Consider the following 22,208-nt stretch of genomic DNA (forward strand, 5'->3'; position numbering starts at 1 on the left):
TGCGGCCGTCGAGAGCGCCGGTCCCGTCTGCACCAGTGACCGCTACGGCCGACGACCACGTCCGTGTCACCCTTACGGGGGACGGATTAGTTCGCACGCCGTCCGGGATGCTTCTCGAACCCGACCACCGGGCAGGCGCTCTGACGGGGCGCCGAATACTCGAGGAGGCACAATGAAGTCGATCCGAAGGACCGTCACGGGAGTCGCAGCGGGCGCTCTGCTCGCCGGGGGCATGGTCGCGTTCACCGCTCCCTCCGCCAGCGCGAACATCGAGCAGTGCACGAGCGGGCACGCCTGTGCCTGGGGTGAGAACACCTACACCGGCTGCTTCACAGACTTCACGGTGTCGAACTCGGTGATGGGCGACTGGGAGGCGTGCTCTCGCAGTGGCATCACCGCCAACAACGGCGCGAACTCGGTGAAGAACTACATCAGCGGACGCAACGTCACTTGGTACGAGGAGACCAACTACAACGGCGTCGGGATCCGCTTCCAGTCTCAGCAGTCGGGGGCCAACTACCAGGACCCGAAGCTGAGCAACGGCGGCGGCACGGGCGTCGGTGGCAACGTCGCCGGCCAGAACTGGCAGGACCGAATCAGCAGCGTTCGCGTCAGCTGAGTGGGTAGAAGCGCTTCTCTGGTCAGGGCGGCCGCCGTTGCGGCTGCCCTGATCGGCCTTTGCGGGTGCTCCGGCGACCCGAGCAGGATCGAGCCAACGCCGGCGCCTACAACCATCGAGCCGCTCATCGACCCCCAGAGAGGCCAGATCCTGCTGCCTCTCGACCAGTTCATCACCGACGAGCAGCAGGACAAGACCCTCAATCTCGCCCAACAACTTGTCGTTCGTGACTGTCTCGACGCGGCCGGGACAGTCGTGCCGGTAGTCGATGTGCGCAACACCGCGGTGTTCCAGTCCCGTCGCTACGGGCTGTGGACTTCCGAGCAAGCTGAACTCGGCTACGGGCTACCAGCTCCTACAAGGGCAGACCGCGACTACGACGCGTACCTTAAGGACATCGAGAAGATCAACAAGACCGACACCTACAAGCAGTGCGTCGCCGCACCGGACTACACCAAGTTCACCCTGCAGTTCACTGAAAGCCAGGTCGTGGCGGCCGACACCTACCACACCTTCATGGACAGTAGCCAGGCACGGCAGGTGATCAGCGAGTGGGAAGCCTGCCTGCGCGCGGGCGGCGTGGACCCCAATCCCGACCAGAACAACCTGTGGAGCCCGGTCGGGTCCACTGGTGGCCCCTTAGCCACTCGCAAGCGTGTCGCCGAGACCGATGTCGCTTGTAAAGGCAGAACCAACCTTGTCTCACGAATGAGCGCCCTCGAGGCAACCGCAGAACAGCCGACTGTGGCGAGATACTGGGTCAACCTGCAGCAACAGCGAGAACGTATCGACAGCACGATGGCCGACGCCGGAGCACTCATCGCTCAACACGGCTACTGAGCCCGACGATCTAGGGAGTCAAGTGAGCGCCGTCTACGTGTCGACAAGGTACGAGGAGTGACTCTGCATCACTCCGAGACTGCTTCGTGGCTCTCGAAAGCGGTCCGGAATCGACGGGCTTGGAGCGGCTTTTTTGCTCTCGTGATCTTCGCAGCGATGATCCCGCTCGCGGTCCGGTTTCACAACCAAGCCAACGTGGCGCTGCACGACGAAACCGTGGCTATAGGCCCAGGCGGGCAGACCATATTTGTCACCGACGCCAGCCGGCTAGTCCCCGGATACCGCGTCACCGTAGACAACGAGGACGCTGCTGCAGCAGTCCGCGAGCAGCAGGCCTGGCTCGACCGGGGCACCATACCTTCCGCCGCTAGCGTGCCCAGCCCAGACTTGGCACGGCTCGCGCTGCTTGACCTGCATGTGCTTAGCCGCGACCACAACGTGGCCGTCGCCGGCTGGAGCCCAAAGTGGCGTTACGTCTGGCCTCGCGACCTCGCCTTCGTTGCTAGCGCCTTCTCCAGGACCGGTCACTACGACGACGCCGTGAGCGGGCTGGCCTTCCTGCAGCGGGTGCAGCCCAACGACGGCGTGTTCATGGCTCGGTACCTCCCCGACGGTAGCGGCGTTCCTGACGCCCGTGGGCCGCAGCTAGACGGGTCTGGTTGGTCGCTCTGGGCGATCGGTCAGGTCCTGCAGGAGGCCCCATCTGCGGAAGTCCGTCGCGCTACTGCCGCGCAGTTCCGTCCAATGCTCGACCGTTCGACACAAGCCACGCTTGCGGCGGTACGCACCTCTAATGGGCTACCGCCTAGTACGTCGGACTACTGGGAGGTCAAGCCGGCCGGGACCACCCTGGCCACCTCTGCGGTGCTGCTCGCTGGCTTGCGCAACAGCGCCTATGCCTACAGCGTCCTCGCGGACCCCGACAGGAGTCAAGAGGCTGCTGATGCGGCGAACAAGCTACAGGCGGCGATCGCCGAAGGCTTTGGTCCGGACGGATATCCGCGCTACCTCGGAGGGTCACACACCTCGGTCGACCTCGGAGTTTCGTTCCTGCTGCCGCCTTTCGGCAACGACACCGATCCGGAAGCGCTAACTAGCTGGCGCCGGGCCCCTAGATACATGCACAGGCCCGCAGGCGGACTCGCTCCTGGCGGGTCGTGGCGGAGGGATGGCATCAGCTGGACTCCGACCGTTGGGACCGTGGCCGTTACCGCCGCATGCGTCGATCCGCCAACGGCTGCGACGTGGCTAACCTGGATCGCGAGCCACCGCACCTCAGCAGGATCCATCCCGGAGAAGGTCCTTGACGACGGGCAGCCGGCGTCCGTAACTCCGCTCGGATGGAGCGCGGCGTCTGTGGTTATTGCCCTCGACGAGCTGAGTCACGGCTGCAACTCAATCAAGTCAGACTAAGGCGCCCTGTCGCTAGCTCACTGAGCGCGCAGATGCACCCGACCCGTGCGTGCCTAGGGTTGCGACCGCCCTCAAAGAGTGGCTGCCACTGGCGGCGCTTCATGCATCCTCCTTAGTCCTAATCTGGCAATCTGCCGTTCACCTTGTGTGCGTTCAACTGAATCTCAGATTTTCCTAGGCTGACGACATGGCCTCCACCCTTAAGCGCCTCGCGCGTCTGTCCCTCCGTCTCGCTACCTGCACTGTTGTGGCTAGTGCTGCGGCGACAGGCGTCGTTCACTCTGCCGAGGCCGCGACCAAGCTGTCCCCAATCAACGTCTACAGCACCGACCTTGGCGCCCGCGGCACCTTCACGATCACCTGGTACGGCGCCAATCACGCCTACGTCGACTGGACGAACACCGACCGCAAAGCCGACGGTCGTGGCGCTTACCTCGAGATCGAGTCCACGGCCGCCGGTACCGGCAGCGACTACACCAAGGGATGGGCGACCGACCACCTCACCGCCGGCAACGGCTCCACGACCTACTTCCACACCGACATCGTCGACAGCGGCGGCATCAAGAATCTGATCCTTACCGAGTGCAACGGCATGACTGGCCCCTTCAACTCCCCTGATCGCTGCGATCACGTCACCAGCAAGAACCCCTACGCCTGAGCGATCTCAAACTCGCCCGGCCGGCTGCCCTAAAGCAGCCGGCCAGGCTTTCGGTCGTCGCCCTACTTCATCAGTAGCGTTTGAAATTGCCCGTGCTTACATTGGTATCGGGGTGCCAAACTCCCACCTAGAAGAGACTTGGCACGAGGAGTTCTAGCGATGGTGTGGTCGAAGAATCGTCAGCGCCCGTACGAGCAGCGCAAAGGTCGAGCGGACGTATTGAGTCGAGCAGCTGGCCAGTGCCAGATCAAGGGCCCCGGCTGCACGCGCCTAGCCACGATCGATGACCATGTCGTGCCCTTGAGCCTCGGCGGATCGCTAGGACTCCACAACCGGCAAGCTGCGTGCAAGACCTGCCACGACCTCAAGACTGCACGCGACGCCCGTTCCGCAAAGACAGCCATACAGGCGAAGGCCAAGCCGCCAGCGCGAAAGCATCCAGGACTGAAGTGACGTCGACCCCCAGGCCTGGGACCCCCCTCCCCGGTGGTCGAGCATCACCGGAACGTACTGCTTCTGCCAATCTGCGCGACTCTGGGACTTTTGGTCAGGAGCTTTCTGAGGGTCTGCCGTGCCCCAGTTGCGGTGCCCTGGTCGACCGCTCAGCCTCCCGTGGGACCCCTCGCGTCTACTGCTCGACGGCCTGCCGACGTCAAGCAGAGCAGCCCCGCCGTCAGCTGCAACGCGAGATCGTGAGAGCCCGCGAGCATGTGGCCGAGACTGAGCAGTGGATACGGAATTGGGATACGCCTTACGCCCGCAGAGAAGCCGCTGAGGCCCGCGAGCACCTGGAGCAGCTGGAGGCTCAGGCGGCAGCCTGAGACGCACGAGAGCCCGGCACGCCACCCCCGTGGACGTGCCGGGCTCTACTTGTGTGTGGCGCAGGTCAGGTCACTGTGGGGGAAAGGAGCGCGTGACCCCACTCGCCGACCTTGGCTCGACAACGCCTGCGCCCTACGAACATGGCGTGTCGTGACTTTGACGCCACAGGAACTCAGGCCGCCGCTGCGCGGGCCTCGGCCACCTGGTCCAAGTGCAGGTCTCGACGGTGGTTTACAGCATCACGAACCATGGCGCTGGCCCTGCTATACCGCTCGTCGTCCCGAAGGTCAGGCACCTCACGCGCCAGGATCGCGGACAAGGCGTCAGCTGCGTTAGCCGGAATCTGCGTAAGGGGCCGAGACAGGTTCGCCAGGTTCGCCTCAGCCTCCCGCTTGGCGTGGTAGGTCTCGACCGGTCCCAGGACCGCACGAATGAGGCGGTGGTCACTGGTACCCATGGCAGCCTGCGAGGCCATGCCCTTGAGCGCCTGCACGTCCTCCGGGCTGATCTTGGCCGGGTCGGCAGGAAGCCGCTGGATCCAGGCCAGGTCTGCGGCGTCCAGCGGCCTCGCCTTGCCCGGTCGGATGCTCACCCGCCGAACGGGGTTGTCGTAGTTCGTCACCTGTGCGGTGGTGGCGGTGGTGTCCCACATGCTCTCCCAGAACTGCTTCTCTGCCACCGTGGTCGCCGAGGCCCGCAGCTGACGGAACCGGCCCCGATCGGTGCCCTTGTTCGTCGTGCCCTTCGTGAGCACGTCAACGAACTCTCGTGAAGTCATGGCCATGTCAGCGGATTCCCTTCGGCTTGCGAACGGTGGTCTGCGCCTTGCGGACCTGCTGCCCGGTCAGCCCGGGGCCGGTAAGCAGGTTGGACAGTTCTGCGACCTTCGGTGCGGTGCTCGGGTTCTGCCGGACGTACTCCTCGACGATGCCGGCCCAAACCGGTGACGTGAGCCGGCTGTCCTCGCGGCTCTTCTCCCACGCTCGGGCGAAGCCGGCTCGCAGCAGCGTGCGGTCGCCCAGGGCTTCGGCCTCGTCCATCAGATCGCACAGGGCCTGCGGGTCTGCCTTAGCCACTCGAGCCCGAGCATCTCGGAAGCTCGTCTCGTCCATGCTCGACGTGATGCCGAAAAGGCTGCGGGTCAGTTCGTTGGTGCGGCTTGAAACGATCTCGTCGGAGGCCGCACGCATCGCGCCGACCTTGGCCTGCGCTTCCTCGTAGATCCTGGCCTTGAGTTCGAGCTTGCCCTCGTCGGACAGGCCTCGGTCCTCCTCGACCTCGCGGATTCGCTGGTTATAGCGACTGACGTAGTCGCCTATCTCGTCGGCGTGCTCATCGGTTGCATTGCGCTCAGGCTCAGGAAGCGGGTTCCAGGCCGGGTGGCTTGCGCGCTCGAGGCGGTAGGCCTCCAGCTGCTCGCGATGCCCTGCGAGTTCGATTCCATTCAGACTCACTGGTTTGCCTTTCTGTTGGTTTGGATCATGTTTGCGACTCGTTGGGGTCTGGCTCTCCCGGATGTTGCGTCCTCGACTGGAGGCGCCCTGCGCCGGGTGCCACTCGAACTCAAACGCGGCCCGAGTCGATCCGGACACACGCGGGGTTCTTCTAAAGAACCCCCCGCGCGTGAAGGGTCCTGCCGCGTGATGCCCGTGAAGGGGTCCGTGAAGGGGTTTAAGAGCGCGAGACGTGTAGGTCGTGGAGGGGTCGTGAAGGGTCGGCGTCGAAAGGCACCCGTGAAGGGGTCCGTGAAGGGTCTGGTGGGGTTCACGCGGCCTCCCAACGGGCGGCCTTGCTCGACGTTTTATCGCCGTGATCGAGCACCATCAGAGACCCAGCGGAGACGAGCCGCTCGAGCCGCCGACGCGCCTTCTCCCGCTCGGCTGGTGACGGCTTGTCGGTATCGAAAAGGGCGCTGGCAGCGTCTTGCGCCGTGATACCTCCGGGCTGCTTGGCAAGCACCACCAGATCCGCGGCATGCCAGACCTGCGAGCGACCGGCGCCGTGATCGTGAACGATCTGCAAAGGGCCAACCTCAGAGGCAGGCTGCTTAAGGTGCCGAACACCGACTACTGGGTCGCCGGGGTTGCCGGTCAGGAGCAGGACAGACCCAGCACCTGAGGGCAGCCACGTCGAGCCGTACAGGTCGTCGATTCCGGTCGTCTCGCCACCCTTACCGCTGACTGACTTGCGCTGGTGGTGCAGCTCGATGACCTCGACTCCGCTGGCGATGGCGGTCTGGCGGGCGCGGTTGTAGCCGGCGCCCACCTCGTCATCGGTCAGGCCTATCGCTGCATCCTTGAGGCTGTCGACAACGACGGTGTCGGCCCCGGCCTGCTCGCACAGTCGAAGCAGGATCGCCGGGTGGCGAGCCATGTCGTACGGCGGCGGGCCGGGCCAGACCGCAAGGCGTGCATCCAGCTCTGACCGCCACGCCTCACCCACCATGCGTCGGAACGACCGCGCGGCCTGCTGCGGCCGGTCCATCGCCAGGTACAGGGTGCGGCGCTTGCCAGGAGCAACGGGGAAGCCGAGGAGTTCGGCGTACTCCGGGAAGCCGCAGCGACCTAGTGCGAGTTGCTGAGCGAGGGTCGTCTTACCGGTGCCCTGCCCTCCAGCGATGATCAACGCCTCGCCTGAAGAAAGCAGTACCTGGTCGTCGATGCCCCAGAGCGGTCGCGGGTTGGGGTCGGCGTCGAGGATGAACGACCCGCCTGAAGTGAACTGGTACGCAGCCGCACCCGCTGCGAGCACTTGTTCGAGCTCATCGTCGATACGGCTACTCATGCGGCCTCCAGCAGGACGCCAATGACCTGAGGAGAAGGGCTTGTGGGCTCTGCCTCATGTAGCAGCCGAGCGTGACGGCGACAGGACTCAGCCATGTCTCGGCAGCGCTCATCGCGATCGCGCAGTTCGACGCTCGACGCGCGACCGTTGAAGTCGCTCTGACGAGGACGCGCAGCCTCCCAGGCTTGCGCCCGTCGCTCCCAGACGCTGGGCAACGCCGACGAAAGGCACTCCTGGAGCATCCGCGCCCGGAAGCCGAACTCGAACGCTTGCGTGACCCTCACTCGGCCACCTCCAGCCCCTTGAGTAGCCACAGAGGCTTCAGCTCGGCTAGGTAGACGCTGGGGTTGTGACCGGCAGCGAGAGCGCGAGCAGCGGCCTTCTCCGCGGCCGCCGCTGTGAGGAAGCATTGCCTCCGTAAACGACCGTTCTGTAGCTCGACGACGATCACGAAAGTGCCAGCCACAACCGAAGCGAGTTCGTCAAGTGCGTCAAGCTCAGCGGGCGGTAGCATTGGTTCTGCGAGCAATGCAGAGGCGGTTTCCTGGCCGGGGCCGCCTCTTCGCATGTCAGGACTCATTCGGCACCGCCGTCCGAACGCAGCAGCGATGCGATACGCGCGCGCTGCTCAGTTGTCAGCGGCGGCGCCGATTCGACGACGCTACGGATGTGATCTGCAAGCCGACTGGCCTTGAGAGATTGCCTTGCGGCAATCAAATCAGGATCGTTAGCCGGTCGCGATCGGGTAAGCGATGCAACACGTGCTCTGTCTTGGGTCCAAGACACAAGAACCTCCGGGCAGGGTCAAGCACCCTCTGCTCGGAGGTTGAACCACGAAGCAACTAACGCCGCGTGCTGCTTTCGACAATAGCACGACGGACCATCGGTAATGGAACCTCAGGACCGACTAGACGCAGAAACTGAAGAACCCGCTGGGCTGACTCTTGTCGCAACTCGACGCTATCGCCGCAAAGATGGCACTTGAGCTTGTACCGGAGCCGTAGATCGGGGTCGAAGATATTCGCGCTCCGCTCGTCGATCTGACGAGGTTCGTCGCCCCCAGCAATCGACTGGAGGCTTCCGCGGCCCTTCCGCTCAGCTACGCGAAATCCTTTCTCTACGTACCACGGCGACTCAGTCCAACGCTCCATCAGGACGAACGTGGCGATTGACCACGGCGTCGACTCGTGGCTCCGAGCTTGGCAGCCGATGGAGACGTAAGGTCGATCTTCGCGCCGCGGCCGTGGAACTCTCCGGAAGCTCATCAGACCCTCCACGCGATTTGGACCGTCTCGGGATTTACGATCCGCGCTTCAACGTCCAGATAAGCACGCTCTTTCGTCCCGACGGGTACGAGCCGAACAACCATCAGGACGTCGATCACCTGACGACGCACGTCGATATCCAACGACCCCCAGACCTCTCGCGGATCTCGGGCAGTCGCCAAGTGAGCCAGGGCCGGCAGTCCGGGAGTTGGAACCTTCGCCTCCAGCTCTTGCATCCGCGCTGACAGCCTCGCGTTGGCCGCCTTGAATTGCGACAGGGAGACGCTCCCATCAGCAAAACCCTCAGCGATCGCGTCACGTCGCACGTTGAGCGCTCTGATATCGCGCTGCACCTCAGACACATCGTTGGCATCAGCGGAGGAGATCAACTCGATCGCGTCGGGTCTGTTTAGCCTGGCGATAACAACCTCACCGACATAGTTGTCGACTGGTTCTGCCTCCCGGTACGCGTGCCCGCCCTTCTGCGAGCAGCGGTAACGACGGCGACCGTTGCGCGCACCGCCCGAGTGAATGGGTGCGTCGCAGGCGCCACACCGCGCAACGCCGGAGAGCAACTGGCGCGAGGCGCCCGGCCAGCTGGGCGCCCGTGCGGACAGGACTGCCTGCACCGAGCGCCAGGTCTCAAGGTCAACAAGTGCAGGCCACGCGGCCTCTACCGGCTCCCCGCTGGAGTCACGCACAACTTCGCCTCGATAGGTCTTGATCCCTGCAAGGCGCTCGGTGCTCAGCGTTCGGCGAAGCACCGTCGAGGTCCAGGGGTTGCCAGCCTGGGGCGTCACTAACCCCCTCGAGTTCCAGCCACGGGCGATGCTCGCCAAAGACTTGCCAGCAAGAACGTCGGCACAGCCAGAGCGGATCGCCTCGACCTCGTCCGGCCGAGGGGTGACGCCATCAAGCTCGAAGCCGAACGGACGACGCGTGCCGAAGTGACGACCCGCCTCGGCTCTCTGCTGGTTCGCGCGGCGCTGGCGCTCCGCTTTCTGCTCGCTTTCGTACTGCGAAACGCTGCCCAGCGTGCGCGCCACCATGCGACCCGACGGCGTAGCGAGGTCGAGAGGACCCGACTGCACGGTGTACGTCGGCACGTTGCGCGGCTGGCAGATCGCAATGAACTCCTCTAGCTCGGTCGTGCGTCGGTACAGGCGATCGACGTGCCACACGAGGACGGCTTCGATTGCGCCGGCCTCGATGTCAGCGAGCATCCGCCGATATCCGGGTCGCGGGGTGCCCGAGTAGGCAGAGGTGTCGTTGTCGCTGTACACGCGCCCGACCGTCCAGCCGTTGGCGTCGGCCTTGGCTCGGCAGTCCTGCTCCTGGCGCGCGACACCCGCGCCTTGGCCCGTGGAGTCTTTCGAGATCCGGGTGTACAAGCCGACTCGCATGGGTATATCTTCTCATGCAGGTGCCGGCCTGCATGGCCTCGAACATCGAGGCCGCCTCCACCCCGCGGACCTCGCCGACGACGAGGCGCGAGAGGTTCTGGCGCAGTGCCTCGGGCATGAGGTCGGCGATGGTGAACTCGCCGACCGCGCGGCCGCCGGTCGACTCCCCGTGCCCCACGCGGGCCTGGAGGGCGAGGATGTTCTGCCGCCCGGGCTGGAGGTGGGTCATCAGCTCGTAGTCGGTCTCGAGGGTGCCGAACCGCTCGTCGGCGGGGATCGCGTCGATCAGCGCCCGCAGCAGCGTCGTCTTGCCCGCGCCCTGGTCACCGGAGATGACGATCGAGCGGCGCGCGAGGACGGCCGCGTCGAGGAACGCCGCCACCTCGGGCGGCATCAGGCCGCCGTCGGCCAGGTCGGCGAGCGACACCGAGGTCATGGTGTGCTGCCGGATCACCACGCTCGGCCGGTAGGACAGGCCGAAGCCGATCGCGTGCAGCCGGAACCGCTCGCCCAGGGCCAGCGTCATCGTCGGGTGCAGGTCGTCGAACGGGCGGGCGGGCTCGGCGTTCTGGCCGAGGAAGCGGATCGCCTCGACCAGCTCGGCGTCGTCGTCGGCGACCGGGGCCATGACCTCGCGCCGGCCGTCGCCGTGCTGCACGACGACCGAGTCCCAGCCGTGGATCTCGATGTTCTCGACGTCGGGCAGGGCGAGCAGCGGCTGCAGCCGGCCGTAGCCGAAGACCGCGTCCTCGACCGCCTCCACGTACGCCTGCTCCTGCGAGGGCGACCAGAGCGCGGCGCCCTCGCGGTGCAGCGTCCGGACGTGCTCGGCCACGACCCGGCGGATGACCGAGCGACCGAGCAGCAGCCGGTCGTCACCGACGATCGGCGTGCCCGTGGTGCGGAGCTGGTGCTCGCTCTCCCCCGCGATCTCCTCCGACGCCCGCCGCCGGAGCTGGACGACCGTGGGCCAGTCGAGCTCCGCCGTGGGCAGGGGCAGGGTCGCGGCCCGCAGCTCCTCGCGCCGGAAGGCGCCGTACGACTGGAGCGCGCGCCGGGTGACCGGGCTCGAGGCCTCGCCGACCTCCTCCACGGTGTCGACGAACAGCGGCACCTCCTGCAGCGACGGCGCCTCGGCCTGGGGCCGCAGCTCCGCGGTCTCCTCGACGCTCACCGGCCGACCGTCTCTGTCGTGCGGGCCATGCGTCCGGCGAGCACGCCGGCGGCCGCGCGCAGGCTCCGCACCAGGGGCGACGCCTCGAACCGGCGCGGGCGGACCGCGCCGTCGGACAGGTGCGCGGCCGCCTGCGGGTCGTCGGCGACGACCGCGTGCACGCCGACGCCGAGCGCCTTGGCCACCTCCCGACGGCCGTAGGGCTCGCCCTCGCCGACGAGCACGAGCCCGGTGCGTCCCGCGGTGCTCAGCCGCTCGTGCTCGGTCAGCGACGGCAGGTGGACCCGGGCCGCCATTACCGCCCGCAGGCTCGTCCGGAGCACCAGGCCGGTCACCGCGCTGCGCTCGACCAGCGGGCCGGGCAGCCCGTGGGGGCCGAGGCGTCCGGCGTCGACGATGACGTCGTAGCCGACCTCGCCGAGGCGGTCGAACGCGTCGGCCAGGTCGTCCCAGACGCCGCCGAACAGCCCGGCGCTGGCGGCGCGGCTGAAGCCCGGCAGGAAGAGGTGCCGCTCGCCGTCCTCGCCGGACACCGGCAGCGTCTGGTCGAGGACCGCCTCGCGGAGCGGGCGGCGGTCGCGGTGGGCCTCCGCGACGCGCAGCAGGCCCTTGCCGCCGGCGCTCTGCCCGGCGAGGAAGCCGGCGAGGACGGCCTGGTGCGCGCCGGGGTCGCAGTCGGCGAGCAGCACGGGCCGGGGCCAGGACAGCGTCAGCCCGACCGCGAGCGTCGTCACCCCGGGCGCCCCGGCGGCAGAGGTGAGCAGCAGGATCGCCACGGCTCAGCTCCCGGCGTCGCGCACCAGCGCGATGCGGTCCTGCGCGGCGAGCGAGGCGATCGTCGGCGCCTGACCGGCGTCGACCTCGAGGTCGACCACGGTCGAGGTCCCGTCCGCGCCCGGGGTCGAGCCCACGACCCGACCGGCGTACGTCTTCCCGACGAGGGAGTCGCGGGCGCCGGAACCGTTGGCGGGTGCCGGCAGCGCCACGACCCGCACCGGCGACGAGGGGTCCAGCAGGGTGGCGGGCGCGCGGCCCGTGGCGAGCCGGAGGCCGACCACCGAGCGCCCGTCGCCGGGCAGGGCGGTGTCGGTGACCGAACCGGGGGCGACCAGCGAGCCGGCGGGCAGGTCGAACGCGGCGCGCTTGCCGACCACCCCGGCCTGGTCGGCGACGCTCACCGTCGGGCCCGGCGGCTGCCCGTGCAGCACGACGCTCGTGAGGTCGCCGGCCTCGACCACCTCGCCGCGGTAGAGGGTGGAGGCGAGCGCCAGGACGCGCGTCTCGGTGCTGATCCGGGCGTAGACGGCGTACGACAGCAGACCGCCGAGGCAGATGGCGACGACCCCGAGCGCGATCCAGCGCGGGTTGCGCCTCCCGGGGAGGCGGGGCGGCACCGGGGTGCTCGGTGCGGCGTCCGGAGACGGACGTGACGGTCGCCGGCGGGACGGCCCGCTGCCGTTCCGTGTCGCTTCGACGTCGAGGCTCATGCGCTCAGCGCTCCTGCCCGGTGGGGACGACGGAGGCCGTCGCCGTGCCTGTGCCCGTCACCGCGTCGATCCCGATCGCGGTGAGGAAGAGGGTGGGGGCGTCCGCGGACGTGTCGACCGTGACCACGCCGCCCACCAGCCGTACGGAGCCGGTCACGCCCGGCTGTCCCGCCAGGTACGCCTTCGCCGCCAGCACCGCCGTCCCCGCCCCGTCACGTCCGGCCAGCCGCTGCGTGGCCGCGGCGTTGCCGGCTGCCCGCGCGGCCCCGTCCGCGGCCGCCTCGGCCTGGCTCGCAGCCGTCACCTTCTGCCCGCCGTCGATGACCAGCCCCGCCGTGGCGACGAGGGCGGCGAGGATCACGAGCACGAAGACGCTGACCGTGAGCCCGCGCTCGTCGCGCCCGACCCCGGTCCGGGCCGTTCCGCTGCTGCTCATCGCGCGCGGTAGGTGTCGAGGGCCGCGCTGCCGCGGCCGGTGAGGTGGAGGGAGCCCGGCATGCCGGGGAGGAGGACGTCGCCGAACGGGACGTCGCAGGTGATGTCGGAGGTGAGCGTCGCCGGCGTGCCGACCGGGACCGCGAACGCCGCCGTCGACACCTGCACCGAGCTCGTCGCGCAACGGAGGCCGGCCGTGATCATCGACTGGCGACCCGCATCGGTGCCGACCGCCGCCGCTTCGCCGGCACCCCGGGCGAGCGAGGCGGCTCGCGCGGAGGCCTGCGCCGCCTCCACGACCGTCGTCCGGGCGAACCACAGCCGCCCGCCGGCCACGAGGAGCCCGAGCACCAGCACCAGGGCGGGTGCGAGCAGGGCGATCTCGACGGCCACCGAGCCGGCCTCCCCACGCCGTCTCGCGCCCGGGCGGGTGCTCCTCACGGCGTGCTCACCCGCTCCCGCGGGCCGGACGCGGTCTCCTCGATGGTCCCGAGGCCCAGGTCGAGCACGAGCGTCGCGTGCGCCGAGACGCGTGCCGTCACCTGCTGCGGACCGCGGTCCACCCGCACGACCACCTCGCTCAGGCCCGCGGCCGCCGCCAGGTCCCGCGCTCGCGCCTCGCCCTCGCCGGCGGTGCCGTAGCTGCCCCGGGCGACGTCGACCGCCGCCGTCGCCGCGCGCTGGGCGACGTTGCGGGCGTGGAGCCACAGACCCGCCTCGACGATGCCGAGGGTGAGCAGCATGAGCAGGGGGAAGACGACGGCCAGCTGGGTGGAGGAGCTCAGCCCACGCTGGTCCGACCGGCCGGGCAGACCCCGGCCGGACCCGCTGGACCGACGACCGTGCACGGCTACTTGGGCAGCTTGGACTTGACGAAGGCGGTGATCACCGTGACGACGATCCCGGCCACGACGACCGCGCCGGCCAGCAGGATCGCGGTCTCGGCCGACTGGCTCAGCCCGCGCTCGTCGTGGGCGCGGCGCGTACGGGTCGACGCCGGGGCGCGCAGGCCGACCTGCAGCACGACGAGCACGCCGACGACGAGCGCCGCCACGTTCTTGATCTTCATCACGGTCCTTCCGGGCAGGGGAAGGTGTGCCGGGCCGGCGCCGCGTCGCGCCCTACCATCCGCACTCCCCCGAGGCTGACATCGACACGCTATAGGTGACGGCGGGCGCGAGCAGGGTGTTTGTCGATCTTGGGGACGTTCACAGGATCAGTCTGGTCAACGGGTGTTGTCCGAGGTGTTGTCCGAGCCAGCCCAGGTGTCGTCCGTCGCGGGGCGGCCGGACCGTACCGCTGGTCAAGAGCGACCAGTGGTCAGCAGTGGGCGGTCAGCAGCCCGAACACCGACCACAGGTGACCAGTGGTCGGTCGAGCGGAACCGGGCGCCGGCGAGGGAGCTGCGCTCTGCCCTTCGACAAGCTCAGGGCGCGTGGGCGCTCAGCGCGGGGAGGCGCTCGAGTCGAGGGGCTGGGCGTGCTGGAGGTCCAGCGAACCCTCGTGGGCCGGGAACGTCACCGAACCCTCACGCCCCTCGTCGTAGACCAGCCCGTACGCGTCGACGTACTGGCGGTAGATCTGCACCGAGGTCGACGTGGCCAGGGCGGTCTCGAGGCGGCCCTGGTCGCCGATCGCGCTGATGACGTACGGCGGGGCGTACGGGACGCCGTGCAGGACGACGGTGTTGCCCACGCACTTGATGCCCGTGGTGGAGATGACGCGCTGGCCCTGGATGGTCATCGCCTCCGCACCGCCGGACCACAGGGCGTTGACGACGGACTGGATGTCCTGCTGGTGCACGACGAGCAGGTCGGCGTCGACGCCGTTGGCGGCCACCGAGGACGGGGCGTCGTTGAGGGTGACCGACACGGCCGGGCCGATGACCGGGGTCAGCCCGGCCTCCTGCTCCTGGCGCTCGAGCTCGGTCGAGAGCCCGGAGCCGTTCGCCTCGTTCTCGGCGGCGGCGAGCGCGTCGACCTGGGTGCGCAGGTCGGTGACCTGCCGGGTGAGGTCGGTGTTGCGGCGCGACTGGTCGGCCACCAGGCTCGTCAGGTCGGTGTTGCGCCCGGGGCGCAGGTCGCTGCCGCGGGCGTTGACCGTGCTGAGCACGATGAGGAAGGCCGCGACCGCGCAGACCGCCGCCGTGAGCACCCGGGCGGCGGGCCTACGACCGGCCCGGCGACGCCGGGACGCCTCGCGACCACGCAGCAGCGCGGCGACGACGCGGTCGCCCCACGTGTGCTGGTCCTCGCGCAACTCCGGTGCTCCTCCGCCTCGCCTGGTCGCCGACGGGGGACCAGCAACTACGCTAACGGCTCGTAGTCCAGGCGCGGCCCAGTCACGGGTCCGCCCGTCGGGCGGCATCTCCCAGGCCTCCCCCGAGCCCGAGGAAGTTGGTCGTGCCCGAGTCCCGCACGCGGAAGTCCGCCGACGAGAAGAAGGTCCGCAAGCAGCGGGCCGACGCCGAGACCAAGAAGAAGGTCAAGGCGCCGACCAGCCGTCGCTGGGTGCCGCCGACCTTCATCACCGTCGGCCTGCTCGGGGTCGCCTGGCTGATCGTCTACTACGTCGCCGGCCAGGACGTGCCGCTGATGAGCGACCTCGGCAACTGGAACATCCTCATCGGCATGGGCGGCATGGCCGCCGCGTTCGGCCTCGCGACCCTCTGGCGCTAGGCCCGAACCGGCTCGTCCGACCCGGAGAGCTCGCCGACTTACACCGGTGTAGTTCTCCACACTGGGGACAACTCCTGTGGACAACTCCGCTCCGGCGGCACCGTCGGGTGCGCGGGCGCTCGACCGGCGCATCCTGGCGCTGGCCCTGCCCACCTTCGCGACCCTGGTCTCGGAGCCGCTGCTGCTGCTCGCCGACTCCGCCGTCGTCGGCCACCTGGGCACCGAGCCGCTCGCCGCGCTCGGCCTCTGCTCCAACGTGCTCAACGTCCTCGTCGGGCTGTCGATCTTCCTGGCGTACGGGACGACGGGCACGGTCGCGCGCCGGCTCGGGGCCGGTGACCGTCTCGCCGCGCTGAGCGGCGGGATCGACGGGCTCGTCCTCGCCGTGCTCGTCGGGGTGGTCCTCGCCGTCGCGCTCGAGCTGGCGCTGCCCTTCGTGGTCGGGCTCTACGGCGTGGACCCGGCCATCGAGACGCTGGCTCTCCGCTACCTCCGCGTCGCCGCGCTCGGCCTGCCGTCGGTGCTCGTCCTGCTCGCGGGGACGGGCGTGCTCCGCGGGCTGCAGGACGCGCGGACGCCGCTGGTGGTCGTCGTCGCCACCAACCTCGTCAACATCGCCCTCAACGTCACGCTCGTCTACGGCGCCGGGCTCGGCATCGCCGGCTCCGCGCTCGGCACGCTGATCGCCCAGACCGGCGCCGCCGTCGCGGTGGTCGTCGTCGTGGTGCGGCGTACGCGGGCCGCGGGTGCCACCGTCGCGTTCCGGCCGCGGGGCGTCGCCGCGGTCGCCCGCTCGGGCGGTTGGCTCGTCGTGCGCACGGCGCTGCTGCAGGCCGCCGTCACCACCAACACCGTGGTCGCGGCCGCGCTCGGGGCCACGGCGCTCGCCGCGCACCAGGTCATCGGCGGGCTGTGGGTGCTGCTCGCCTTCGCCCTCGACGCCGTGGCCATCGCCGGGCAGGCGCTGATCGGCTCCGCCCTCGGCGCCGGCGACGTCGCCCTCGGCCGGGCCCTGACCCGGCGGATGCTCGGCTGGGGCGTGGTGTCCGGGCTCGTCTTCGGCCTCGCGCTGGTCGTGGCGCGGCCGGCGTACGTCGGGCTCTTCACCCCCGACCCCGCCGTGCAGGAGCTCGTCGGCAGGGTCGTGCTCGTGGTCGCCGCCCAGGCCGCGCTGGCCGGCGTCGTCTACGTCCTCGACGGCGTCCTCATCGGCGCCGGCGACGCCCGCTACCTCGCGCTGGCCGGGCTCGTCTCCCTCGCCCTCTACCTCCCCGTCGCCCTGCTCGTGCGCCACCTCGGCGTCGGGTTGGCGTGGGTCTGGGCCTCGTACGCGGTGTTCATGGCCGCGCGGGCGCTCACCCTGGGGTTCCGGGCGCGGGGGATCGCTGGGTTCGAGTGGGGGCCTGAGGGTTCCGGTCCCGGGGTCGTGAGAGACGCCGACCCGTTCCGGGCCCTTCGACAGGCTCAGGGAGCGTCTCGGGCGCAGGCCCTCCAACAAGCTCAGGGAGCGTCTCGGCGCAAGCCCTTCGGCGGGCTCGGAAATCGCGAGCCGTCCGGATGCAGCCTGTTCGGCTTGTCACACCTGGTTGCCGAGCAAGGCGAGCCTGCCTTAACTTAGGCGAGGCTCACCTACGAGCCGCGTCGACGACCAGCACGGGCCGCCGAGCACCACGGCAACGAGGAGCGCCTGCAGCATGGTCGCCAACTTCCTCATCGGCCTGCGCGAGGGCCTCGAGGCCGCGCTCGTCGTCAGCATCCTCATCGCCTACCTCGTCAAGACCGGCCGCCAGCACCTGCTGCCCCGCGTCTGGCTCGGCGTCGGGATCGCCGTCGTCGTGTCCCTCGGCTTCGGTGCCGCGCTGACCTTCGGCCCCCGCGGGCTCACCTTCACCGCGCAGGAGGCGATCGGCGGCTCGCTGTCCATCGTCGCCGTCGCGCTGGTGACCTGGATGATCTTCTGGATGGCCCGCACCGCCCGCTCGATGTCGACCGGGCTGCGCTCGGCCGTCGACCGGGCGGCGGACGGCAGCGCCTGGTCGCTCGCCGTCGTCGCCATGCTGGCCGTCGGGCGCGAGGGCCTGGAGACCGCGATCTTCCTCTGGGCCGCCACCTCGGCCGCGACCGGGACGACCGGCAGCACGGTCGAGCCGCTCCTCGGCGCCGTCCTCGGGCTCGCCGTCGCCGTCGCGCTCGGCTACCTCATCTACCGCGGCGCCATCAAGATCAACCTGAGTCGGTTCTTCTTCTGGACCGGCGTCTTCCTGATCTTCGTCGCCGCGGGCGTCCTCTCCTACGGGGTCCACGACCTCCAGGAGGCGGGCATCCTGCCGGGCCTCAACACCCTGGCCTTCGACGTCTCCACGGTCGTGCCGCCGACCTCCTGGTACGGCACCGTCCTCAAGGGCGTCTTCAACTTCTCCCCCGCCACCACGGTGCTCGAGGCGGTCGCGTGGACCTGCTACCTCGTGCCCGTGCTGGCCGTCTTCATCACCAAGGCCCGGCACCGCGCCGCGCCCCCTCGTCCCGTCGCCGCTGCGCCCGCGCAGCCGGTGGCCTCCGGAAGGAACTGACCGTGCTCGTCCCGACCCGCCGTCCTGCGGCGCGCCGCCTCGTGCCCCTCGCCGCGGCGGGCGCGCTCCTCGCCCTGCCCGTGCTGAGCGGCTGCACCGACAACACGACGACGTCCTCCACGGAGGGCTCGGCCGACCCGCGCGCCCTGACGGTCGCCGCGAGCGACACCGCGTGCGCAGTTTCGGGCACCGAGGCCCCCTCGGGCAAGCTGACCTTCAGCGTCACCAACAGCGGCTCCAAGATCAACGAGTTCTACCTGCTCGCCGGCGACGGCCTGCGGATCCTCGGCGAGGTCGAGAACATCGGCCCCGGCATCACCCGCGACCTCGTCCTCACCGCCCCCGCCGGCAGCTACTTCACCGCCTGCAAGCCGGGCATGGTCGGCGACGGCATCCGGGCGCCCTTCACCGTGGCCGAGTCGAGCGACGGCGCGGCCGCCAGCACCGACGACGGCGAGCTCGTCGCCGCGGCCAACGCCAACTACGCCTCCTACGTGCGCGACCAGACCGACCAGCTGCTCAGCAAGACCGAGGAGTTCGCGGCGGCGTACGAGGCCGGGGACGACGCGAAGGCCCGCGCCCTCTACCCCGTCGCCCGGACCCACTGGGAGCGCATCGAGACGGTGGCGGAGTCGTTCGGCGACCTCGACCCCAAGATGGACCTGCGCGAGGCCGACCTCGAGCAGGGCCAGAAGTGGACCGGCTGGCACCGCATCGAGAAGGACCTGTGGCCGGCCCGCGCCAAGGGCTACACCGCACTCTCGACCGCGCAGCGCACGACCTACGCCGACGACCTCGTGAAGAACACCAAGACGCTGCACGAGCGCACCCGCGACATGACCTTCACCGTCGACCAGATCGCCAACGGCTCGCGCGGCCTGCTCGACGAGGTCGCCACGGGCAAGGTCACCGGCGAGGAGGAGTACTGGTCGCGCACCGACCTCTACGACTTCCAGGCCAACGTCGACGGCGCGCGCATCGGCTTCGAGGGGCTGCGCCCGATCCTGGCGACCAAGGACAAGGCGCTCGACAGCCAGCTCGAGACGCGCTTCACCGCGCTGCAGACGCTGCTCGACCAGCAGAAGTCGGGCGACGGCTTCAAGAACTACGACGACGTGAGCAAGAGCGACATCAAGGCCCTCTCCGACGCGGTGAACGCGCTCGCCGAGCCGCTGTCCAAGCTCACCGCCGCCGTCTCCTGAGCCCCGAGACCCACCGAGAGAGCTCCCTGACCGTGACCGACGCCCCGTCCCCCTCCGACCCCCAGGCCCCCGGCACCGCGCCGGCGGCCGGGACGGGCGCGCCCCGGCGCGGGCTGTTCTCCCGGCGCCGTGCACTCGGGGTTGCCGGGGCGGGCGTCGCGGGGACCGCGGTCGGGCTGGCCGGAGGCATCGGCGTCGCGCGCGCCTCGACGGTGGAGACGCCCGCGCCGAGCGGGCCGAAGGTCTACGACTTCTACGGCGAGCACCAGGCGGGGATCACGACGCCGGCGCAGGACCGGCTGCACTTCGCCGCGTTCGACGTCACCACGACGGACCGCGCCGAGCTCGTCTCGCTGCTCCAGGACTGGACCGAGGCCGCGGCGCGGATGACCGCGGGCCAGGGCGCCGGCGAGTACGGACCGACGTCGGGCCCGTATGACGCGCCGCCGGACGACACCGGCGAGGCCATCGGGCTGCCGGCGTCGGGTCTCACGCTGACCTTCGGCTTCGGCCCGTCGCTGTTCCGCGAGTCGGGGCGCGACCGCTTCGGCCTCGCCGCGCGCCAGCCCGCCGCGCTCAAGCGGCTGCCGCTCTTCCCCGGCGACAACCTCGACGAAGCCCGTTCGGACGGCGACCTCTGCGTGCAGGCCTGCGCCGACGACCCGCAGGTCGCCGTGCACGCCATCCGCAACCTCTCCCGGATCGCCTTCGGCCGCGCCGCCCTGCGCTGGTCGCAGCTCGGTTTCGGGCGCACGTCGTCCACCTCGACGAGCCAGGCCACAGCCCGGAACCTCTTCGGGTTCAAGGACGGCACCATGAACCTCAAGGCGGAGGACCCCGCCGGCGTCGGCGCCCACGTGTGGGTGCCCGGCGGCGCCGACCCGCGCGCGGGCTGGCTGACCGGCGGCTCCTACCTCGTCACCCGCCGCATCAGCATGACCATCGAGACCTGGGACCGCCAGCCGCTGAGCGAGCAGGAGCGGGTCGTCGGTCGGACCAAGGCCGAGGGCGCCCCGCTGTCCGGCGGCGGCGAGTTCAGCCAGCCGGACTTCACCATGGCCGGTCGCGGCGACCAGCCGATGATCGCCACCGACGCGCACGTGCGGCTCGCCCACCCCGACAACAACAAGGGCGTGCAGCTGCTGCGCCGGGGCTACAACTTCGTCGACGGCTCGACCGGGCTCGGCCGGCTCGACGCGGGGCTGTTCTTCATGGCGTACGTGACCGACCCCCGCACGCACTACATCCCGATGCAGACCAAGCTCAGCAAGTCGGACGGCCTGCAGGAGTACCTCCAGCACACCGGCTCGGCGCTGTTCGCGGTGCCGCCGGGGGCCAAGCCGGGCGAGCACATCGGCCAGGCGCTCTTCGCCTAGGACGCCCCGGTGCGTCCGTCAGGACCGTCGATGGTCGTCACCAGCCGCGTCAGCGACGGGCGGCGCAGCGTGGAGGAGAAGCCGAAGGTGACGGGCGGGTCCACGTCGGCCAGCCCGCCCAGGTCCTGACCCTGCCAGCGACCCGAGGCCGAGGTGACGGCGAACGCGTCGTACGCGCCGTAGGACTCCGTGCGCCCGCCGCCGGCCGAGCCGTGCGTCGTCACGCCGCGCAGCCGCGCCACGGGGGCCAGCAGCGCCAGCCAGCGCGGGTCGGTCGCCAGGCGCCGCGGGACCAGGCGCAGCAGCCCGCCGAGCAGCGTCCGGGCGCCGATCCCGACGTGCAGCTCGAGCCCGGGCGCGCTCACGACCCGGCTCGTCGGGCTCGTGGTCATGCGCACGGGACCGATGACGGTCTCGTCGAAGGAGTAGACCTCGCCGACCAGCGCGGCGTGCGCGTCGCCGGGCGCGAGCAGCACCCGGTGCCCGTCGGGCTCCTGGACCATCACGTCGGTGAAGCGGCCGAGCGGGCTGTCGTACCAGTCGCCGACGACGAACCGCGTGCCCGCAGTGGTGCCGACGCCGGTGATCTCGCCCGTGAAGCGCTGCCTCACCGGTCGCTCTCGGCGAGCCTCGTGCCGGCGCCCTCGGTCCGTACCGAGGAGCGCGGGACCACCGTCGGCTCGGGCCGCTTGGCCGTAACGCCGAGCCCGTGCGGCACGTGGCGGACCGCCTTGCCCAGCCACGGGGAGAAGTGGTGCACGACCCAGTCGAGGTCGCCGGCGAGCGTGTCGCGCGCCGAGCGGGTCGGGGGGTCCTCCTCGAGCGGGTCGGACCAGCTCGCGTCGGAGCCCGGCAGCCCGAGGCCCCAGGCCAGGGCGGCGGCGATCCGGGCGTGGCCGAGCGCGCTGTTGTGCAGCCGGTCGGGGCACCACAGCCGGGGGTCCACCGCGACCGGGTAGGCCTCGAAGTCGACGAGCACCGCCCCGTGACGCAGCGCGGCCGAGCGCAGCAGCCGGTTGAGGCGGAAGACGCGGCCGCGGACGTGGCGCACGAGCGGGTTCACCGCGCCGGGGTCGACCATCGTGAAGGTCGCCAGCGTCGCCCCGCTCGTCGCCGCCCCCGCGAACAGGGCCTCCAGCTCGGCCTCGAGCGCCGCGAAGTCGCAGCGCACCGAGATGACGTCGTTGACGCCGGCGAAGACGGTCAGCAGGTCGGGCTGCAGCTCCAGCGCCCGCGGCAGCTGGGTCTCGCGGATCTCGCCGGCGTGCAGGCCGCGCACCGCGAGGTTGGCGTACTCCACCGGCTCGTCCTGGCTGTCGGCCACGTGCTGCGCCAGCCGGTCGGCCCACCCGCGGTAGCCGCCCGCGTCGTCGAGGTCCATCAGCCCCTCGGTCGAGGAGTCGCCGATCGCCACGTAACGCCGGAAGCCCGTCACGCCCCGATTCTGCGACGCCCGAGCACGCTGCCTCGAGCCGGGGCATC

The 22,208-nt window shown here is 70.0% G+C and carries 24 protein-coding genes and 1 pseudogene; 10 read left to right on the forward strand and 15 right to left on the reverse strand.

Translation table 11 applies throughout. The features are described 5' to 3' along the window. Window positions 1-172: 172 nt before the first annotated feature. From BLU42_RS20695 to BLU42_RS21740, 5 genes are all read left to right on the forward strand, one after another. A complete protein-coding gene (locus BLU42_RS20695) occupies window positions 173-619 on the forward strand; it encodes a peptidase inhibitor family I36 protein (RefSeq protein ID WP_157720032.1) in 447 nt (148 codons plus the stop codon). Then, on the forward strand, window positions 620-1,459 hold the full coding sequence (locus tag BLU42_RS16415) for a hypothetical protein (protein WP_091076753.1): 840 nt from the start codon (window positions 620-622) through the stop codon (window positions 1,457-1,459). A gap of 141 nt (window positions 1,460-1,600) precedes the next feature. After that, window positions 1,601-2,872: a glycoside hydrolase family 15 protein gene (locus tag BLU42_RS16420; RefSeq protein WP_091076757.1), complete on the forward strand. Its 1,272-nt coding sequence runs from the start codon at window positions 1,601-1,603 to the stop codon at window positions 2,870-2,872. A gap of 187 nt (window positions 2,873-3,059) precedes the next feature. Then, window positions 3,060-3,530, forward strand: a complete 471-nt coding sequence (locus BLU42_RS16425) for a hypothetical protein (RefSeq protein WP_091076764.1) — start codon at window positions 3,060-3,062, stop codon at window positions 3,528-3,530. 159 nt (window positions 3,531-3,689) lie between these two features. Further along, window positions 3,690-3,983 (forward strand): HNH endonuclease, encoded by a 294-nt coding sequence (locus tag BLU42_RS21740; protein ID WP_091076767.1) that lies wholly within the window; start codon window positions 3,690-3,692, stop codon window positions 3,981-3,983. Between the two features lie 541 nt (window positions 3,984-4,524). Here the strand turns inward: BLU42_RS21740 and BLU42_RS16435 are convergent. The 13 genes and pseudogenes from BLU42_RS16435 to BLU42_RS16500 all read right to left on the reverse strand — a co-directional run bounded on the left by BLU42_RS16435 (window position 4,525) and on the right by BLU42_RS16500 (window position 15,159). After that, the gene (locus BLU42_RS16435; protein WP_157720033.1) at window positions 4,525-5,106 is read right to left on the reverse strand and encodes a hypothetical protein; all 582 of its coding nucleotides are present in this window, start codon (window positions 5,104-5,106) and stop codon (window positions 4,525-4,527) included. Between the two features lie 31 nt (window positions 5,107-5,137). Beyond that, window positions 5,138-5,806 carry a hypothetical protein gene (locus BLU42_RS16440; protein WP_091076773.1) on the reverse strand — a complete coding sequence of 223 codons (669 nt, stop codon included), beginning with the start codon at window positions 5,804-5,806 and terminating at the stop codon, window positions 5,138-5,140. Between the two features lie 310 nt (window positions 5,807-6,116). Beyond that, complete coding sequence (locus BLU42_RS16445) at window positions 6,117-7,136, reverse strand: AAA family ATPase (RefSeq protein WP_091076776.1); 1,020 nt, start codon at window positions 7,134-7,136, stop codon at window positions 6,117-6,119. 1,264 nt (window positions 7,137-8,400) lie between these two features. Next, window positions 8,401-9,030, reverse strand: coding sequence for a zinc ribbon domain-containing protein (locus tag BLU42_RS21495; RefSeq protein WP_231918612.1), 630 nt, complete (start codon window positions 9,028-9,030; stop codon window positions 8,401-8,403). Then, window positions 9,019-9,732: pseudogene (locus tag BLU42_RS21500) on the reverse strand (recombinase family protein); the annotation flags it as partial. The pseudogene BLU42_RS21500 and the gene BLU42_RS21495, both read right to left, overlap by 12 nt. Then, window positions 9,614-10,978, reverse strand: a complete 1,365-nt coding sequence (locus tag BLU42_RS16465; RefSeq protein WP_231918210.1) for a CpaF family protein — start codon at window positions 10,976-10,978, stop codon at window positions 9,614-9,616. The gene BLU42_RS16465 and the pseudogene BLU42_RS21500, both read right to left, overlap by 119 nt. Further along, window positions 10,975-11,754, reverse strand: a complete 780-nt coding sequence (locus BLU42_RS16470) for a hypothetical protein (protein WP_091076788.1) — start codon at window positions 11,752-11,754, stop codon at window positions 10,975-10,977. The genes BLU42_RS16465 and BLU42_RS16470 overlap by 4 nt, the downstream gene beginning before the upstream one ends. Before the next feature lie 3 nt (window positions 11,755-11,757). Further along, entirely contained in the window at window positions 11,758-12,372 is a 615-nt protein-coding gene (locus tag BLU42_RS16475) for a hypothetical protein (protein WP_091076792.1), read from the reverse strand. A gap of 97 nt (window positions 12,373-12,469) precedes the next feature. Further along, window positions 12,470-12,901: a pilus assembly protein TadG-related protein gene (locus BLU42_RS16480; RefSeq protein ID WP_091076795.1), complete on the reverse strand. Its 432-nt coding sequence runs from the start codon at window positions 12,899-12,901 to the stop codon at window positions 12,470-12,472. Then, on the reverse strand, window positions 12,898-13,293 hold the full coding sequence (locus BLU42_RS16485; protein WP_157720034.1) for a TadE/TadG family type IV pilus assembly protein: 396 nt from the start codon (window positions 13,291-13,293) through the stop codon (window positions 12,898-12,900). The genes BLU42_RS16480 and BLU42_RS16485 overlap by 4 nt, the downstream gene beginning before the upstream one ends. Window positions 13,294-13,337: 44 nt before the next feature. Then, the gene (locus BLU42_RS16490) at window positions 13,338-13,748 is read right to left on the reverse strand and encodes a TadE family protein (protein WP_091076801.1); all 411 of its coding nucleotides are present in this window, start codon (window positions 13,746-13,748) and stop codon (window positions 13,338-13,340) included. Between the two features lie 2 nt (window positions 13,749-13,750). Further along, window positions 13,751-13,969: a hypothetical protein gene (locus tag BLU42_RS16495; protein WP_172825812.1), complete on the reverse strand. Its 219-nt coding sequence runs from the start codon at window positions 13,967-13,969 to the stop codon at window positions 13,751-13,753. A 374-nt stretch (window positions 13,970-14,343) separates the two neighbouring features. After that, entirely contained in the window at window positions 14,344-15,159 is an 816-nt protein-coding gene (locus BLU42_RS16500; protein ID WP_231918211.1) for a DUF881 domain-containing protein, read from the reverse strand. Between the two features lie 143 nt (window positions 15,160-15,302). Between BLU42_RS16500 and BLU42_RS16505 the strand changes: the two genes are divergently transcribed. From BLU42_RS16505 to efeB, 5 genes are all read left to right on the forward strand, one after another. Next, a complete protein-coding gene (locus BLU42_RS16505) occupies window positions 15,303-15,578 on the forward strand; it encodes a cell division protein CrgA (protein WP_091076808.1) in 276 nt (91 codons plus the stop codon). 76 nt (window positions 15,579-15,654) lie between these two features. Continuing rightward, the gene (locus BLU42_RS16510; protein WP_091076811.1) at window positions 15,655-17,196 is read left to right on the forward strand and encodes an MATE family efflux transporter; all 1,542 of its coding nucleotides are present in this window, start codon (window positions 15,655-15,657) and stop codon (window positions 17,194-17,196) included. 76 nt (window positions 17,197-17,272) lie between these two features. Beyond that, window positions 17,273-18,148, forward strand: coding sequence for an iron uptake transporter permease EfeU (gene efeU / locus BLU42_RS16515; RefSeq protein WP_091076815.1), 876 nt, complete (start codon window positions 17,273-17,275; stop codon window positions 18,146-18,148). A gap of 2 nt (window positions 18,149-18,150) precedes the next feature. After that, window positions 18,151-19,350 (forward strand): iron uptake system protein EfeO, encoded by a 1,200-nt coding sequence (gene efeO, locus BLU42_RS16520; RefSeq protein WP_231918212.1) that lies wholly within the window; start codon window positions 18,151-18,153, stop codon window positions 19,348-19,350. 32 nt (window positions 19,351-19,382) lie between these two features. Continuing rightward, a complete protein-coding gene (gene efeB, locus BLU42_RS16525; protein WP_091076819.1) occupies window positions 19,383-20,726 on the forward strand; it encodes an iron uptake transporter deferrochelatase/peroxidase subunit in 1,344 nt (447 codons plus the stop codon). Here efeB and BLU42_RS16530 read toward each other — a convergent pair. Further along, on the reverse strand, window positions 20,723-21,337 hold the full coding sequence (locus BLU42_RS16530) for a hypothetical protein (protein WP_091076822.1): 615 nt from the start codon (window positions 21,335-21,337) through the stop codon (window positions 20,723-20,725). The genes efeB and BLU42_RS16530 overlap by 4 nt on opposite strands. Continuing rightward, complete coding sequence (locus BLU42_RS16535; protein ID WP_197680486.1) at window positions 21,334-22,161, reverse strand: SGNH/GDSL hydrolase family protein; 828 nt, start codon at window positions 22,159-22,161, stop codon at window positions 21,334-21,336. Before BLU42_RS16535 ends, BLU42_RS16530 begins: the two co-directional genes overlap by 4 nt. Between the last annotated feature and the right edge of the window lie 47 nt (window positions 22,162-22,208).

The sequence above is a fragment of the Microlunatus sagamiharensis genome (assembly GCF_900105785.1).
GTDB classification, from domain to species: domain Bacteria; phylum Actinomycetota; class Actinomycetes; order Propionibacteriales; family Propionibacteriaceae; genus Microlunatus; species Microlunatus sagamiharensis.

Excerpts from the sequence above, each read along its gene's own strand:
- BLU42_RS20695 (WP_157720032.1), top strand. The coding sequence starts at position 173 with ATGAAGTCGATCCGAAGGACCGTCACGGGAGTCGCAGCGGGCGCTCTG.
- BLU42_RS16425 (WP_091076764.1), top strand. The coding sequence starts at position 3,060 with ATGGCCTCCACCCTTAAGCGCCTCGCGCGTCTGTCCCTCCGTCTCGCT.
- BLU42_RS21740 (WP_091076767.1), top strand. The coding sequence starts at position 3,690 with ATGGTGTGGTCGAAGAATCGTCAGCGCCCGTACGAGCAGCGCAAAGGT.
- BLU42_RS16445 (WP_091076776.1), bottom strand. The coding sequence starts at position 7,136 with ATGAGTAGCCGTATCGACGATGAGCTCGAACAAGTGCTCGCAGCGGGT.
- BLU42_RS16480 (WP_091076795.1), bottom strand. The coding sequence starts at position 12,901 with ATGAGCAGCAGCGGAACGGCCCGGACCGGGGTCGGGCGCGACGAGCGC.
- BLU42_RS16495 (WP_172825812.1), bottom strand. The coding sequence starts at position 13,969 with ATGAAGATCAAGAACGTGGCGGCGCTCGTCGTCGGCGTGCTCGTCGTG.
- efeU (WP_091076815.1), top strand. The coding sequence starts at position 17,273 with ATGGTCGCCAACTTCCTCATCGGCCTGCGCGAGGGCCTCGAGGCCGCG.